Origin of the sequence: Thalassotalea algicola (assembly GCF_012932965.1) — a bacterium.
Taxonomy (GTDB): domain Bacteria; phylum Pseudomonadota; class Gammaproteobacteria; order Enterobacterales; family Alteromonadaceae; genus Thalassotalea_F; species Thalassotalea_F algicola.
In genome coordinates this window covers 230444-247236 of sequence record NZ_JABBXH010000003.1, presented here as the reverse complement: position 1 = coordinate 247236, position 16793 = coordinate 230444, and the positions used below count along the sequence as shown (strand labels likewise).

Below are 16793 nucleotides of genomic sequence, written 5' to 3'. Positions count from 1 at the left end.
CATCAAAACGTCATTTATTAATTTTATCATTCCGGTTTTTGATAAAATTTTGCCCCCATAATTTTCATTATATTGTCGACTTCATCGTAAGCAAATTCTGCCGCTGCCGCTAACTCATCAATGCTAATATTTAACGTACTACACATTGTTTCATCGACAATATCTTCATAGCTATAAAGCTCAGGGTGACTATCAACCAACGCCAACCGGGAGGCGAGATAGAGCACTTTAACGTCTTTATTAATTTGAATATCACGTGCTTGATTAAAATGTTTTATCGGTAGAATGATTTTTTCTGGTATCTGCCAAATTTTAAGTAATTCGGCAGAGACATCTGTGTAAGTAAACCCTAATGTCTTTTCCTGTAACTGCCAAGGCAAAGAACTAACGTCATATTGCTCACATTGCTTAGCTGTCTCAGGTGAAACTTTTGCGACAATAAGCTCACCAAAATTTTGTAAAAGCCCTGCAACAAATAATCGCTCGATATCACGAATATTAGCGGTAATTGCTAAGTTCTTAGACGCTAAACCGCAATAGATACTCATCCGCCAGAAGCGTCTTAAGTCAATTGATTCATTAGAGAAACGTTTAAAAGCTGATGCCGCTACATCAACTAACATCATATTGTAGATAGATTGAGTACCTATAATAGTAATCGCACGCGAAATGGTACTAATTTCACCTTGAAAACTATAAATTGCACTATTGGCAATCTGTAATAATCGTGAAGTCATAGAAGGGTCAATACTGATGACATTGGCAAAATCTTCAACTGTAGAAGATTCATCTTCCATTAACGCTTTCACTTTAAAACAGGCATCAGGTAACGCAAAAGAGCCATTTGCCTGTATCGCATAATCGTGAGCTTGCATATCACTAACATCCTTTAGGTGCTTATTACTAATTAGCAGATAAACTTTATTCTAAGCTTAAGATATTCACTTTACACTGGAAAAGAAAAAAGCGCACGGAATCAATCACGTGCGCCTTAATCATTCAATAATAATTAGGCGCTATTGAGCGAATGTTTTGCCAAAGAAATCACCGTCATTCCATATAGGACGCTCTGCCTGATTAGCAATCTCTAGCCCAATCATCATGTTAACCTCAGCGAATGATGCTGCGGCGTCATAACGAATAGGTAAGTCAATTTCATCACTATGGTTATGGTAATGTGTTGATAAAAACTCCATGAACATTTTACCGCCATCAATTTCAGGGTCTTTTGACTGAAAACCAGTCATTAAAAACACCGAAGGCACACCCGCTTTTACGAAACTATAATGATCTGAACGCGTAAATAGTGCTTGCTCAGGCATAGGATCTTCACTAAGCGAAATATCAATTTTCTTCGCCGCAGTTTCAACAATAGGACCTAATGTTGAATGCGTTGAACCAAAAGCAATAACATCGGCAAACGGATATAAAATAAGTGGCATATCTAAGTTTACGTTTGCCACGAGTTTTGTTGCAGGAACCGTTGGGTTATTTGCAAAATAACTAGAACCTAACAACCCTTTTTCTTCAGCGGTTACTACAACAAATAAAATAGAGCGTTTGGGCTTATTTTCCATGCTTGATAACATTCGAGCGGTTTCTAATAAAATAGAAACACCTGAGGCATTATCCAAGGCACCGTTATTAATTTTGTCATCGTGATCTGAATGTTCACGTACACCTATGTGATCAAGGTGGGCGCTAAATACGACGTACTCATCTTTAAGTACAGGATCACTCCCTTCAATTGCTGCAACAATATTTGGACTAGTAACTTCTTCATGTCTACTTTTGTTCGACAAGCTTACTTTTGCCGCTAAAGGGAAACCTTTAATTGCTTTGTTCTCCGTATCTAACGTAAACACTTCCTCTAAAGAAAGAGCGGCATTTTCAAATAAAGGCGCTGCGGCTTCATGACTTACATAAGCACCACCTTTAATTTCAGCATATGCTCCAAATGGCGAACCATCTTTTTTCAACCAACTGTAACGAGGGCCATCAGCATACTTTGCAGACACTGTAAACTTGCGTACTTTTTCACGTTTTGGTGTATGAACGCTGATAATACCCACTGCACCTTGCTCTGCAGCATGACGGGCCTTTTCACGTGATGAACCAATATGCGCGCCTTCTTCTGAAGGTAATTCATCAGGACGGCCAGTTAGCATTACAACTACTTTGCCCTTAACATCTAGCCCTTCATAATCATTTAATCCAAACTCTTTGTTCACTACGCCGTAGCCAACAAACACAGTTTCAGCATCAACTGAAGATTCCGTAGAAAGTGCAGAGCCACCTGCTATAAACTGCTCAGGAAACGTTAATGAATGCTCACCACTTGCTGTGCTTATTGTTAACCCTGCGCCATTTTCTTCCAAGAATGCTTTTCTAAACGTTACGTCTTGTTCAAAAGTGTCATGTTCACCCATTGGCGTTAAGCCATATTGTTTAAAATAAGATTTAACGTAGTTTGCTGCTACTTGGTAGCCTTCACTCCCAGTATCGCGCCCTTTTAGCGTATCATCTGCTAAAAAAGTTACATGGGCTTTAATATTGTTTTCGTTAACTTGAGGATAAGTTGGTGTAGAGACTTGCTCTGCTGGCTGGTTACATGCAACTAAACCAGCGGCTAAAATTAAGGCTACAGGAGCCTTAAGCATAAAATTTTTCATAGTAATTATTGATGATTATGAGACGACTGGAGCACTATATATTGCCCCATAAGAAAACGCTATATTTGATAAGATAAGTCGCTAGATTTAACCGATAAAGCGACGTAAATGGCTCAACTACATAAGCTTGTGCCGCACATTCCAAATAAATATTGCACCTCCCTGATGTGGTATCTCTATAACAACGGTCGAGGTCCATTGCATTACCGCCAACAGACAATACAGTTTGTTTTAACCCTTGATTTACTGACTGAGCACTTGGTTCGTAATTCCAAGGACACTCTTGGTAATAATTACTCTCTACTACACCGAGTGGCTGATGCGCTAACTGCCATTTTTCATTCACTATTCCATTGGCTTCGTTAACATTGGCTTACTGCTTTAATCTATCGGCACGCCTGAATCCCGTTTAACATGCTCCATGACAACATAGGTATGGGTTTGCGCAACAGCAGGCAGCTCAACAATAATCCCTAAAACTTGGCGATAAGCATCCATATTTTCAAAGCGAAGCTTAAGTAAATAATCAAAACCACCAGCAATCATATGACATTCAGCCACTTCTTTGATTTTTACGACTTCATCGCGAAAGTTGTTGAATACATCAGCGGTAGTGCGGTCAAGCGTGACCTGAATAAAGGCAGACATTCCATATCTAAGCTTAGCGGCATTTAATGTAGCGCCATAACTTTCAATGAAACCTTCACTTTCTAAACGCTTCACTCTATCCAAGCACGGACTAGCACTTAAATTAACTCTCTTAGCTAATTCTACGTTAGAAATTCGTCCTTCTTTTTGAAGAGTGTCTAAAATAGTTAAATCGATACGATCTAAGGTGCGTGACTTACCCTGACTCATAAACAGTACCTTTTATGGTTTTATTGTATTTAAACGGTAGATTATTCTGCATTTTAACAAATAAAGCCAAATAATACTGCTATGTTTTACGTAAAATATCGTGCTAACTAACTATATAACTTTGATTATTACACAGGTGACGATATGCTATTTACTGGCTCACTAACAGCTGAAAGTACCATTCGCCAAACCATTCGCGATCACTATCGTGCAGATGAAAATGAAGTATTGGCAAACCTTTTACCGATTGCAGAAATAAGCGTTGATGCTAAATCACGTGCTTGGGATTATGCCCGTCAATTAGTGGTAAATATTCGTAAAGACCAAATTGGTAAAGGCGGTGTAGATGCACTGTTAAACGAATTTTCGCTTTCCACAGAAGAAGGGGTTGTTTTAATGTGTTTGGCCGAAGCATTACTTCGAGTTCCAGATAAAGCAACTGCTGATAGTCTAATCCGCGATAAATTAGCTGAAGGCGATTGGTCATCACATATTGGTAATAGCGATTCATTATTTGTGAATGCCTCATCATGGGGTTTACTACTTACCGGTAAGTTGGTGAACTATTCTGATCAAAAGAAAACTCAGCAATTTGGTTTATTGAAAAAAACGGTTGGCCGTTTAGGCGAACCTGTTATTCGCAAAGCTGTTCGCTACGCGATGAAAATTATGGGTACTCAATTTGTGATGGGCCACACAATTGGTGGTGCAATTGAGCGCGCAAAAGAAACAGAAGCAAAAGGCTATACGTACTCTTACGATATGCTCGGGGAAGGCGCTCGCACGATGGCCGACGCTGATCGTTATTTCGATGCCTACATGACAGCTATCGATGCAATTGGCAGTGCTGCAAATAATAAAGGACCACAACGTAGTCCTGGCATTTCAATTAAGCTCTCAGCAATTCACCCTCGCTATGAATTCTCACACCGTGATCGCGTGATTGATGAGTTAATTCCACGTCTTAAAAAATTAGCGTTGGCAGCCAAAGCGTATGATATTGGTTTTACTGTCGACGCCGAAGAAGCAGATCGCTTAGATATTTCATTAGATATTATCGAAGCCGTTTTTGCTGATAAAGATCTTGATGGTTGGAACGGTTTTGGTATTGCCGTTCAAGCATACCAGAAACGTGGACTTTTCGTGGTTGAGTGGGTACGTGAATTAACGCAAAAAGTTGGCCGTCAAATGATGGTTCGCCTAGTCAAAGGCGCCTACTGGGACAGTGAAATTAAATTGTCTCAAGAAGAAGGCTTTGAAGACTTCCCGGTGTTTTCTCGTAAACCATCAACCGATGTTTCTTATCAAGCATGTGCGAAAAAGTTACTTGAATATCGTGATACGATTTACCCGCAATTTGCTACACATAACGCCTATACAGTGGCCACGATATTAGAAATGGCTGACAACTTACAAGGTTTTGAATTCCAGCGATTACACGGGATGGGCGAATCATTATTCGACCAAGTAGTTAATGGCAAAAAAGTACCTTGTCGTGTATATGCGCCAGTGGGAGAACATTCAGATTTATTGGCTTACCTAGTGCGCCGTCTACTTGAAAACGGGGCAAACAGCTCTTTTGTTAACAATATCGTTGATGACAACATTCCTGTTGAAAGTTTGCTTACTGACCCAGTTGAAGTCGTGCAAGGTTGGCAGAATAAGTACAATCCGCAAATCCCTCAATCTATTGAGTTATACGGCGAAGAACGCCTTAATTCTAAAGGTATCGATTTAACCGATATCGACCAAGTTACCGTGATGCGTGACAACATGGACAAGTGGTTTGAAACTACTCAAGCAATAGCAGCAGTTGATGGTGCAGAACCGGTAACGAATCCAGCTAACCACAATGAAGTACTTGGATATATTGAGCATGCCAACGAACAACAAATGACAGATATTGTTGAGCGCGCTCATAACGCATTTGCAAGCTGGTCAACTACCAGTGTTGAAAGACGCAGTGAAGTACTACTTAAAACTGCCGATTTATTAGAACAACACCGTGATGAATTAATAGCAATGTGTACAAAAGAAGCAGGTAAAACAGCTCCTGACGGTGTTGCTGAAGTAAGGGAAGCGGTTGATTTTTGTCGCTACTACGCGGCACGCGCTAAAACTTTACTTGCTGATGGCACATTAGAATCTCGTGGCGTAGTCCTATGTATCAGCCCTTGGAACTTCCCACTAGCAATATTCTTAGGTCAAGTATCAGCAGCTATTGTTGCCGGTAACACAGTAGTGGCAAAACCTGCCGAACAAACGAGTTTAGTTGCGCTGCGTACTATTGAGTTAATGCAACAAGCAGGACTACCGGCGTCTGTTGTCGAGCCTGTTATTGCTCGTGGTAGCAAAGTAGGCGCAACGATAGTTCCAGACGAGAGAGTTCAGGCCATCATGTTTACTGGCTCAACTGAAACAGGTACTTGGATCTCTCAAAAACTAGCAGAGCGCTCAGGTGATCCAGTACCGCTAATTGCTGAAACAGGCGGCCAAAACTGTATGGTCGTTGACTCCACAGCCCTTCCAGAGCAAGTGGTGGATGATGTTGTTGCATCAGGTTTCCAAAGCGCTGGTCAACGCTGCTCAGCATTGCGTGTGTTATTCTTGCAAGAAGATGTTGCCGATAAAGTCATCACTATGATCAAAGGTGCTATGCAGGAGCTACATGTCGGAGACCCTGCATTACTGACGACAGATGTAGGCCCAGTTATCGACAAGCGTGCATTAAACGCCTTGAATGAACATGTCGATTACTTAAATTCTCGTGGCACGTTGCATTATGCATGTAAAGCTCCAGAATTAGCTGCCAACATCAAAGAAGACGATCATAACTTCTTCGTACCACGTTTATATGAAATCAGCGATTTATCGGTATTGAAAAAAGAAGTATTTGGCCCAGTTGTGCACGTTATTCGCTACAAAGCGTCCGAGCTTGAAAATGTTATCGACCAAATCAATGGTACAGGTTTTGGCTTAACTATGGGCATTCATACGCGTATCGAAGATAAAGCTAAATACTTAGCAGCGCGCTCAAGAGCCGGTAACGTTTACGTAAATCGTAACATGATTGGCGCGGTTGTCGGTGTCCAGCCATTTGGCGGTCGTGGATTATCAGGTACTGGCCCTAAAGCAGGTGGCCCAATGTACTTAACACGATTAGTAAAAGAAAAAGCAGCTACCGTTGATGTGGCAATGACAGCTGAACAATCGACTGCCCTAAACAATACTTTTGAACAAGGTAAGTCAACAGTATCAGAAGTGGCAAGTGCCTTAGCTAACGTTAAGCGAAAAGAGCTTGAGTGGAGCTTTACGTCACTCAATGATCGCGTGTCTTATTTGCGTCAGTTACTTGCTCAATTAGCATCAAATAAAGTGGCATTAAAACAAGAAGTGAGCCTTGCGCAAACCTTAACAGATGCTAGAGCACAATTAATTTTTGCAGAAAAAACATTAGCAAAACCAACCGAATTACCGGGTCCAACAGGGGAGTCTAACATTCTTTACTTGGAATCTCGTGGTACGGTTGCGACATTGCGTTGTACTGACACAAGCTTTAACTTCTGGTTGATTTCGACAATATCAGCACTTGCCGCAGGTAACTGTGTAGTCGCGGTCGTTGATGAGCAATACTTATCGGAAACACAAAGCATTGCCGCACTTCTTGAATATATTGGTTTACCACAAGGTGTGTTTACAGTAGCAAAACTTGGCCATCTGCCTGCGGTACTTAACCACACTTTCTTAGCAGGAGCTGTGGTTGACAACCAAAGCCCACTTAAGAAATTTGTTGGAGAAACTATTGCCGCGCGCTCAGGGGCAATTTTGCCACTCATTACCGCTTATACTAACAAAAGTTTATTCCATCGCATGGTGACAGAGAAAACAATCACCATCGACACTACCGCTGCTGGTGGTAATGCGTCATTAATGACCATGGAATCTAACGTAGGTTAAAATATAATTGATAAGAGTAAAAGCCAGCTATATAGCTGGCTTTTTTGTTTGTATTAGCCACAAAACCCTAAACTTTTGTTAATAAGCAGTGAAAGTTATGTTAACAAACGAACTCATTTATGCTGTTATATCCACTGGAATATATCATTAAAATAATAACAAGGAACCAGCATGCAACAACCTGTACGATTTCAGCGCATACTGAACAAAATAGAGATATGGGGAAACAAACTTCCCGATCCTGCGGCATTATTTATTTTACTGCTTGGGATAGTTATGGTGTTGTCTTGGGCACTATCAGGCATTGATTTTAATTTAACTGATCCTCGTAGTGGGCAGGCATTACAAATCAACAACCAACTGTCTGGCGTTGCAATTACTCAGTTACTTTCTTCAATGGTAACTAATTTTGCCCACTTTCATCCGGTTGGCGTAGTGCTAGTCGCTATGCTTGGCATTGGGATAGCGGAATACTCAGGGTTTATCAATACCGGCTTACGCGCGCTATTATCTGTCACTGCGAAATGGTTGCTCACACCAATGATAGTGTTGGTCGGCATTGTAAGTCATACCGCGGTAGATGCAGGTTACGTTTTAGTAATACCACTCGGTGGCGTAATATTTTATGCTGCTGGTAGACACCCGCTTGCTGGTATTGCAGCTGCTTTTGCTGGGGTTTCAGGTGGTTTTTCTGCCAATTTCGTTCCATCTGCTTTAGATCCGATGTTGCAAGGTATTTCACAAGCTGGCGCACAATTATTAGATCCATCAGTAACACTTAACCCGTTAAACAATTACTACTTTACTGCGATTTCATCGATACTCATTATCAGTTTGGCTTGGTTCATTACCGACAAAATTGTTGAGCCAAAGCTTCAAGAAAACAAACTAGATGGCGATTTATCAGACTTACCAACAATGGAGCCGCTTAAACCTGAGGAAAAAATAGCTCTACGCTGGTCACTTGTTTCTATCCTAGTAAGTCTAGGATTATTATATGTCACCGCAATTGTAGAAGGCTCTCCTTGGCGAGCAAGTGACGGTAGTCTTACGGCATTTACTGCACCACTGATGCAATCAATAGTATCGCTTATTTTTTTACTGTTTCTTATACCTGGACTAGTATACGGCTTAATTGTGGGCTCTATTCGTAGCTCGAAACAATTTGTCGAAGGAATGAGTAAAGCGATGTCTGGCATGGGCTATTATTTAGTTATCATGTTTTTTATCGCACAGTTTATCTATGCCTTTGGTCAATCGAACTTAGGGGTACTGCTGGCTTTAAAAGGCGCTGAATTTTTAAAATCAATGGCGCTGCCTGGTGGCGTTACCATTGCTGGCATTATTGTTCTTACCGGATTAATTAATTTATTTGTCGGCTCCGCATCCGCTAAATGGGCGCTACTTGCACCAATTTTCATTCCAATGCTGATGACCCTAGGGTTTTCGCCTGATTTGGCACAAGCCGCTTATAGAATAGGTGATTCAAGTACGAATATTATCACTCCATTAATGCCATATTTTCCACTTGTAGTCGTATTCTGCCAACGTTATGTAACTTCTGCTGGAATTGGCACTCTTACCGCAATGATGGTGCCATATTCGTTAATATTTATGATAGCCTGGACGCTATTTTTATTGGTGTATTGGTGGTTGGGTATTCCATTGGGCATACAAGCAAGTTACCAATATTTGCCTAGTTAGTTAAATTGTTTAATAGTGATTAATTCTGCATCATTGAGGTGAGTTTAGGTACTCTAGACTCACCTTTTTCAACGCTTCAACACTCTCAGCATGATGGCGCTTTTCTTCTGTTTCTACTCTGTTTGCTTCAAATGAATATATTCATGATCTGACACTCTGTAATGCCCTGCCTGCCACTTTTCATCCAGCACTTATCAAAAAGTAGAAACTCAAACACTCCCTCAATAACAAATTCTTCGAGCAAAATGAACTTTACACGCTTATTAACCTACTGTATTTAGCAGGTATTCTAAAAGGAGCTATTATGAAAATATCAACCATCTTTCAATTTATTATCCTTGCGCTAATCATTATTTCACTCGCATTTTTAATAAATTCAAATCAGCAATTACAACGACACAATGATGAACTATCAAAAGAGTTATCAAAGCTGAGCAATCAGTTAATACAAGTAAATCTCTCTACAAAAAACATTGAGGATAGAGTGTCTAAAATAGAGACCGACTTATCGCTAAAGGTTAGGGAACTAGTAGTCGCTAATTAACGCATTATTAGAGCCAGTGTTTATCAATAACGCTTTCTTGTTTATAGGGACCTATATAGAAAGTAGCCAAATATAAAAAGGCGCCAATTGGCGCCTTTTTTCATTCTCTTAAATAGAATTATAATCTAGCTGCCAACTCTGCACCTTGGCGAATAGCACGTTTTGCGTCTAACTCAGCTGCTACATCTGCACCACCAATAAGGTGTACTGATTGACCCAAATTAATTAACGCTTGTTGTAAGTCACGATTTGGCTCTTGACCAGCACAAATAATCACATTATCTACTTCAATTAGCTGCTCTTTGCCATTAGTTTCAATGACGATGCCTTCATCATTGATTGCTTTGTAGCTACATCCAGGAATCATATTGACGCCCTTTTTCTGTAAAGACGCCCTGTGGATCCAGCCGGTAGTTTTACCTAATCCTTTACCCACTTTAGTGGTTTTACGTTGCATTAAGTAGACTTCGCGCTCAGCTTTATGCGCTTCCATTGGTGCTAACGCTCCGCCATCTTTATAATCGCGATCTACGCCCCACTCTTTTAACCACTCATCTACGTTTTCAACTAGACCCGCCTTCTCAGTTAGGTACATAGAAACATCAAAACCAATACCACCAGCACCAATTACTGCAACTTTCTGACCTACCGGCTTCTTATCTCGTAGAACATCTAAATAGCTCATTACTTTATCGCTATCAATGCCTGGAATATCTAATTTACGCGGTTTAATACCTGTCGCTAATACCACTTCATCGAAACCTGCTTCAGCAAGACTTTCAGCTGTTTGCCAACTACCTAAATGCACAGGAATATTTAGTTTTTCCAATTGAACTTTAAAGTAACGTAACGTCTCAAAAAATTCCTCTTTACCCGGTACTTGTTTTGCAACGTTAAATTGACCACCAATCTCGTTCGATGCATCAAAAATTTCAACTAAATGCCCACGTTCTGATGCATAAACGCTAAACGCCAAACCAGCTGGGCCAGCACCAACAACAGCAATTTTCTTTTGGTTTTTGGTATTACTGAAAGTTAACTCTGTCTCATAACAAGCTAGTGGGTTAACGAGACATGACGCACGCTTTTGCATAAATACATGATCTAAACACGCTTGGTTACAACCAATACATGTATTAATTTCATCCGCTTTATTTTCCGCTGCTTTATTCACAAAATGAGCATCGGCTAGGAAAGGACGTGCCATAGACACCATGTCTGCATGACCATTGGCTAGCACTTCTTCGGCAACTTCAGGGGTGTTAATGCGATTAGTGGTCACTAAAGGAATATTGACTTCCTTCTTCATACGCTCAGTGATCCAAGTAAAGGCCGCTCGAGGTACTGAAGTTGCAATAGTCGGTACTCTCGCTTCGTGCCAACCTATACCGGTGTTAATAATGGTCGCGCCCGCCGCTTCAATGGCTTTAGCCATTTCTACGACTTCATGCCATTCGTTGCCACCTTCAACCAAATCAAGCATTGATAGGCGGAAAATAATAATAAAGTTAGGTCCAACCTTTTCACGCGTTGCACGCACAGTTTCAACACCTAAACGCATACGGTTTTCTAACGAACCACCCCACTCATCTGTACGATGGTTGGTGCGCTTACAGCTAAATTGATTAATTAAGTAACCTTCAGAGCCCATAATCTCGACGCCGTCATAGCCAGCTTTTTGCGCTAAACGCGACGCTTTTGCATAATCTTTTATGGTGCCTAAAATTTGCCTAGTCGACATTTCTTTCGGTTTAAAAGGGTTAATTGGTGCCTTAATTGAACTTGGTGCAACACTAAATGGATGATAAGCATACCGACCTGTATGCAACAATTGCAGACAAATCTTACTACCGTGCTTATGTACAGCATCCGTAACCTCGCGATGTTTATTTACATGCCAGAATCGACTCATTTCACTACCGAAAGGCGCGACACGACCACGAGTATTTGGACTTACACCACCAGTAACAATTAAGCCACAACCGCCTTTGGCTCGCTCTTCGTAAAAAGCAGCTAACTTTTTAAAGCCGCCTTTTTCTTCTTCTAAACCAGTATGCATTGAACCCATTAAGGTTCTGTTCTTTAGCGTAGTAAAGCCCAAATCTAGCGGCTCTAAAAGGTGCGGATATGGATTTGCTGTCGTCATAATTGTGTGCCCTATTTACTTAACCAAATGCTATTGGTCAAACCAGTATTACTATATAAAATACGTGGTGATCTAACAAAACTCAAGTTAATTTTGACACCTGTCAGATTGTTTTTTGGTTTAACGATAATTAATTATAATTTAAGTTATACTAACTTGATGAATAAGAAAGATTTATTACCACTTGTTATAAGCGAGTTAGAAAACCAATTGTCTCAAGCAATTACGGCGGCAACTAACGCACACAACGCTGCTATTGACGATCAATCTAAAGCTGAAACTCAATACGATACGCTAGCAATTGAAGCCGCTTACTTAGCAGAAGGTCAAAGCAGGCGTATAGAAACGCTTAAATCGCAAATCACACTATTATCACAACTCACCCTTCATCCATCAGATAATATTGAGTTAGGTGCATTAGTTTCCGTTGAATATGACGATGGTGAAATTAAGCATTTTCTTATTTTACCTAGCGGAGCAGGAATACAAGTTTTCTCTAAAAATAAAACAATTTATGTCATCACACCTAGCGCCCCGATATGCCAAGCACTATTAGGAAAATCGATCGACGATGACTTTTTGTTAACAAATACAGGCACTAATCAATCCGGTTATGTAACCGCTATCATTTAAAGATAAGCAAATATCAGGCACGCTATTTTTACTGACATAACTTGTAATAATTTTCTCTTTGTTAAACCAGCAAACTTTGCATTATTAACTATACTTAGCGCTATTGCTTAATAAAATGGATTAAGCAATTTAAGGTTATGTATGGATAGAAAAGTACTACACCAAACGAACAAAACGGACAACCTTAAGTCGGCTATCTACGACCTTGGTGATATCGTTTTCTACGCCGAAATCGGCGAGCTTCATCTAAAGTCATCTGGCGAACAAATTCATATTGAAAGAAAAGTCAGTCAAGTCCTACAATGCCTAGCAATCTCTCCTAATCAGGTGGTTACTCGACAAACCATTTTCGACACAGTCTGGCCAAACATGACAGTATCTGACGACAGTTTAAATCGCTGTATCGCCATGCTAAGAAAGATATTCAGGCAACACGACCTTAATGTGGTAATCAAAACGCATCCTAAAGTAGGCTTTCATTTAACTATTGATGAAATAGATGCACCCGAGAAAAATATAAGAAGTAATGGACTAGGCAATCAAATTCAAACAGAACCCTCAATCGATGGGCAAGAATGCATGAATAGGCCACATGCCCCCTCTGCAACTAAAAGAGTTAAAGTATGGCCATCAAAGTTGGCGACCATAAGTTTTGCCGTTGTTTTCTGCTTAATTACGATACTCAGCTTTTGGTTAACTCAACCATTACAAGTTTCATCATCACTAACTGCACAGCGAATTATTATTTTACCTTTCGCAACAAAAAATGAAGGGCTTTCAAATTACCAACCTTTGGCTAATGCAATACGAAGAAAGGTTGCTAATCACCCTTATCATACGACCGTGGCCGAAAGTGAATTAGATAACACTATACACCTATCAAACAGGGAAATAGGTGCCAGATATTCGGCTAAATTTATTGTTTCTGGAGAGATAAAGCATTCGCAAACGCGTGACATTTTGCAGTGGCAACTTGTCGATGCTCAAACTGGCGATATTCTATTAAGTAAGCAATTGAATCTAAAACTACAATCATTGATGACTAGCAGTCAAATAGTCATGACCGACATTATTGCGACGTTGGGCAACACTTTGTATGCCAATAACACCGAAGAACACGTGAATTATATTGTTGAATCAGCATCTGCTTTATTTAACCCAGCAGAAAGCTGGCAGCAACATCGACCAATTATTACTTTGGTTGCCAAGGCTGTTGTCGACATAGACTCGGAATCGGTTGTTGCACTTAAAGCACTTGCACGCTTTTTAACTCAAACTATGTGGCCTTTAGGTTATCAAAACTTACCATATAGTAATTTAGCAATTCGGGTTTTAGAAAAAGCTGCTGTTATATCTCCAACCGACATTGAGCTGTATCAACTGTTAATGAGAATTCACGCTTTGCAGTATAACTGGAGCGCGGCAAGTGAAACCGTCGCCTTAGCACAATCAAGCATTGCAAACCTTGATCATAGATTTGACGATATGCAAGCCGAAATGAAAATGATCTCAGGTCAGGCTAGTCCATCGTTAATTACATATTTTCAGCATGCACATCAAAATGAGCCATTAGATCGCTATTACTTATTATCTCTGACCCAACTTTATCTATTGTCAGGTCAACACAAAGCAGCTTACTTAGCACAAACTAATATAATTCAAGCGACATACAACTGGCAATTTCACGGTATTGCTTTAGGACAGCTATGCATTGAATTCGGCGACTTAAATGGCGGAAAACAACTGGTTTGGTCGGGTTATGAATATTTAGGGGTTCCAATACAATATCAATCAGATATAGAAAAACTCTATCAACAAAAAACACCCGACTACTTGGCGTTAAGCCGACTTGAAAAAGCCACAGAAAACGGTGAAATTTTAGCAAGCACATTGCTCTTTATGTATGGTTCGCTTGGTTTAGTTGACAAATACTATGATGTAGCCCTTTCTTTAATCGACAATTATCAATTTAACTTTCTTTCTTTGATTAATTTGCATAGCGAAAAGCTAATACAACACCCTCGTTTTCCTGCACTTGTTAAAAAATTAGGCTTATTAGAGTTTTGGCAAGCCACAGCGTTTCCAAGTTATTGCCAAAACAATGGTAAAAATATCTGTCTAACCCCTACATAAAGCATTGTTAATATTAGTTTTAAAATTCCATTAGATTTTCATCAGCTTTTCATATCGCTTCAATTCGCTTTTCATCAAGTATTAAAGTCACTATCGATTAAAGTTACTCATGTCGAAGAGCAAGTAGTACGGATGCACGACAATGTACCAACCCCTTAGTCAGGCAATTGACAGTTTGTACACCGCTTGACAATTCCTACTAAGGCCTGTTGGTGTAATTAGGAAGAAAAGGAGAGAAACATGAATAAATTCACTAGGTGTCTATTACCTATTGCAGCAATCTCATTAAGTGGCCAAGTGATGGCTGAAGGAAGTTACCTTACACCTACCGTTGAAAAAGGATTGGTAAAAGTATGTAAAACTGCAGCTAAAGACCAACTACACCAAATGCACTCAACCATGAAAAAACATGATTGGAGCTACCGACTAATGTCGCTGAATGTGATGTGTAATGGTCAAGACTTAATTAGCTTTGCTGAGCAATATGGTGCTAAGAAAACAACCGCAAAATTGATTAAAAGCATAGGGTCAATTAGCGTGACAGATTTAGCATCAACACGCCAATACAACTACGATGTGACACTAAAAATTGATTAGATAACAGTTTTGATATTTCACGTTAAGCTAGCGCATAAAAAAACCACCTGATTTATCGGTGGTTTTTTCGATACTCTGCACTATTTCTTAGTAGTTAGGGCTGAAGCAACGATTTAATTTCATTAATGTCAGCAACCTTATCATCAAGTTTTAAGTAAGCAACCGCTTCGGAATAAACTAGTGTAGCTTCAACAACACCGGGCATATTGATTAACTTTTCCGCGGCAACATCCGCATCTTGCTCAGACTCAAATGCCGTTTTAAAACTAAAACTTTTTGATTTAGCATGGCGTTTCATGCCTTTTGCTAGCATCAACCAAATAACTACAGCGCCAGCCATCACCATAAATACCATATTTTGATCAAAATCGTTTGCTAACCAACCACCGATGGCGCCACCAAAAAATGCTCCCATAAACTGGCTGCTAGAGAAAATACCCATAGCACTACCTTTTACACCCGCGGGTGCAATACGCGATAAAATAGAAGGCATAGTTGCTTCTAAATAATTAAACGCCACAAAGAACATCATCACGAGCGCAACTAAAGTTGATAAGTCATTCGGTAAGGTAGCAAACATAATCAAAGCTATAGCTAGCAAGGTAATTGCCGCCATAAACATCTCTTTTTCTTTTTGTTTTTTTATGGCGAAAATCATAAATGGCACCATAAAGAAAAATGAACAAAGTAAGGTCGGCAAATAAAGTTGCCAATGTTGTTCTAGCACTAAACCACTCGCGAGTAGGCGCGTCGGTAAAAAGATAAAACACGCCGTTAGTGCCATATGAAGGATAAATACGCCCATGTTTAAACGAAATAACTGCGGGTGTTTAATTAAACTGGTTAGTTGGGTGACAACCGCGACATTATCACCTTTGGGTGCTTTATGGACCGAGTTAGGTACCATAAATTGAATCATAAACATTGCCATGATCGTTAAAATACAAGTAAACCAAAAAAGTCCACTTAACCCGTAACTCTCACCAACAATAGGCCCTACCACTAACGCAACAGTAAAAGACAAACCGATAAACATGCCAATGGTTGCCATAACTTTAGGGCGTTGCTCTTCACGGGTAAGATCTGCGGCTAAGGCTAAAACGGCACTCGCTATTGCTCCCATCCCCTGTAAAGCTCGACCTAACACTACACCATAAACTGATTCAGACATCGCCGCGACAACACTACCAATAGCGAACACAACCAAACCAATTAAAATAATTGGCTTACGGCCAAATTTATCTGACAGAATTCCCATGGGAATCTGCAAAAGCGCCTGAGTTAAGCCATATGCACCAATCGCCAGTCCTAGCCATATTGGTGAGAACCCCGCCAACTCTGGTCCATAAATGGCAAAAACAGGCAAGATCATAAACAAGCCAAGCATGCGCAAGCCAAATACTGTCGCTAAAGAAAACGCAGCTTTCTTTTCTAATGAATTTAGTCCGGGAGCACTCATAGATAGATAAAACGAAAATAGACATATAGTTAGTGTTATAAGCCACCAATTCTAACACGCTATTTAAAACAACAAAAACACAAGTTGCTT

At 40.1% G+C, this 16793-nt stretch carries 12 protein-coding genes; 6 read left to right on the top strand and 6 right to left on the bottom strand.

Annotation, left to right across the window (positions count from 1 at the left end):
- Positions 1-26: 26 nt before the first annotated feature.
- The 4 genes from HII17_RS09830 to HII17_RS09815 all read right to left on the bottom strand — a co-directional run bounded on the left by HII17_RS09830 (position 27) and on the right by HII17_RS09815 (position 3530).
- The gene (locus HII17_RS09830; RefSeq protein ID WP_169075201.1) at positions 27-875 is read right to left on the bottom strand and encodes an HDOD domain-containing protein; all 849 of its coding nucleotides are present in this window, start codon (positions 873-875) and stop codon (positions 27-29) included.
- Positions 876-1016: 141 nt separating this feature from the next.
- Entirely contained in the window at positions 1017-2660 is a 1644-nt protein-coding gene (locus tag HII17_RS09825; RefSeq protein ID WP_235938703.1) for a M28 family metallopeptidase, read from the bottom strand.
- A gap of 46 nt (positions 2661-2706) precedes the next feature.
- A complete protein-coding gene (locus tag HII17_RS09820; RefSeq protein WP_169075199.1) occupies positions 2707-3018 on the bottom strand; it encodes a hypothetical protein in 312 nt (103 codons plus the stop codon).
- 35 nt (positions 3019-3053) lie between these two features.
- Positions 3054-3530, bottom strand: a complete 477-nt coding sequence (locus HII17_RS09815) for a winged helix-turn-helix transcriptional regulator (protein WP_169075198.1) — start codon at positions 3528-3530, stop codon at positions 3054-3056.
- Between the two features lie 144 nt (positions 3531-3674).
- Here HII17_RS09815 and putA point away from each other — a divergent pair, with 144 nt between their 5' ends.
- The 3 genes from putA (at position 3675) to HII17_RS09800 (ending at position 9735) form a co-directional block, all read left to right on the top strand.
- Positions 3675-7487 (top strand): bifunctional proline dehydrogenase/L-glutamate gamma-semialdehyde dehydrogenase PutA, encoded by a 3813-nt coding sequence (gene putA / locus HII17_RS09810; protein WP_169075197.1) that lies wholly within the window; start codon positions 3675-3677, stop codon positions 7485-7487.
- Between the two features lie 171 nt (positions 7488-7658).
- Complete coding sequence (locus HII17_RS09805) at positions 7659-9191, top strand: AbgT family transporter (RefSeq protein WP_169075196.1); 1533 nt, start codon at positions 7659-7661, stop codon at positions 9189-9191.
- Between the two features lie 304 nt (positions 9192-9495).
- The gene (locus tag HII17_RS09800; protein ID WP_169075195.1) at positions 9496-9735 is read left to right on the top strand and encodes a hypothetical protein; all 240 of its coding nucleotides are present in this window, start codon (positions 9496-9498) and stop codon (positions 9733-9735) included.
- A 118-nt stretch (positions 9736-9853) separates the two neighbouring features.
- Here HII17_RS09800 and HII17_RS09795 read toward each other — a convergent pair whose 3' ends face one another.
- Positions 9854-11881 (bottom strand): oxidoreductase, encoded by a 2028-nt coding sequence (locus tag HII17_RS09795; RefSeq protein WP_169075194.1) that lies wholly within the window; start codon positions 11879-11881, stop codon positions 9854-9856.
- Between the two features lie 159 nt (positions 11882-12040).
- On the opposite strand from HII17_RS09795, the gene HII17_RS09790 reads away from it, so the two are divergent.
- The 3 genes from HII17_RS09790 (at position 12041) to HII17_RS09780 (ending at position 15244) form a co-directional block, all read left to right on the top strand.
- The gene (locus HII17_RS09790) at positions 12041-12514 is read left to right on the top strand and encodes a GreA/GreB family elongation factor (RefSeq protein WP_169075193.1); all 474 of its coding nucleotides are present in this window, start codon (positions 12041-12043) and stop codon (positions 12512-12514) included.
- A 141-nt stretch (positions 12515-12655) separates the two neighbouring features.
- Positions 12656-14647 (top strand): winged helix-turn-helix domain-containing protein, encoded by a 1992-nt coding sequence (locus HII17_RS09785; RefSeq protein ID WP_169075192.1) that lies wholly within the window; start codon positions 12656-12658, stop codon positions 14645-14647.
- 240 nt (positions 14648-14887) lie between these two features.
- The gene (locus HII17_RS09780) at positions 14888-15244 is read left to right on the top strand and encodes a DUF3718 domain-containing protein (RefSeq protein WP_169075191.1); all 357 of its coding nucleotides are present in this window, start codon (positions 14888-14890) and stop codon (positions 15242-15244) included.
- 94 nt (positions 15245-15338) lie between these two features.
- On the opposite strand, the gene HII17_RS09775 is transcribed toward HII17_RS09780, so the two are convergent.
- The gene (locus tag HII17_RS09775) at positions 15339-16703 is read right to left on the bottom strand and encodes an MFS transporter (protein WP_169075190.1); all 1365 of its coding nucleotides are present in this window, start codon (positions 16701-16703) and stop codon (positions 15339-15341) included.
- Positions 16704-16793 lie beyond the last annotated feature (90 nt).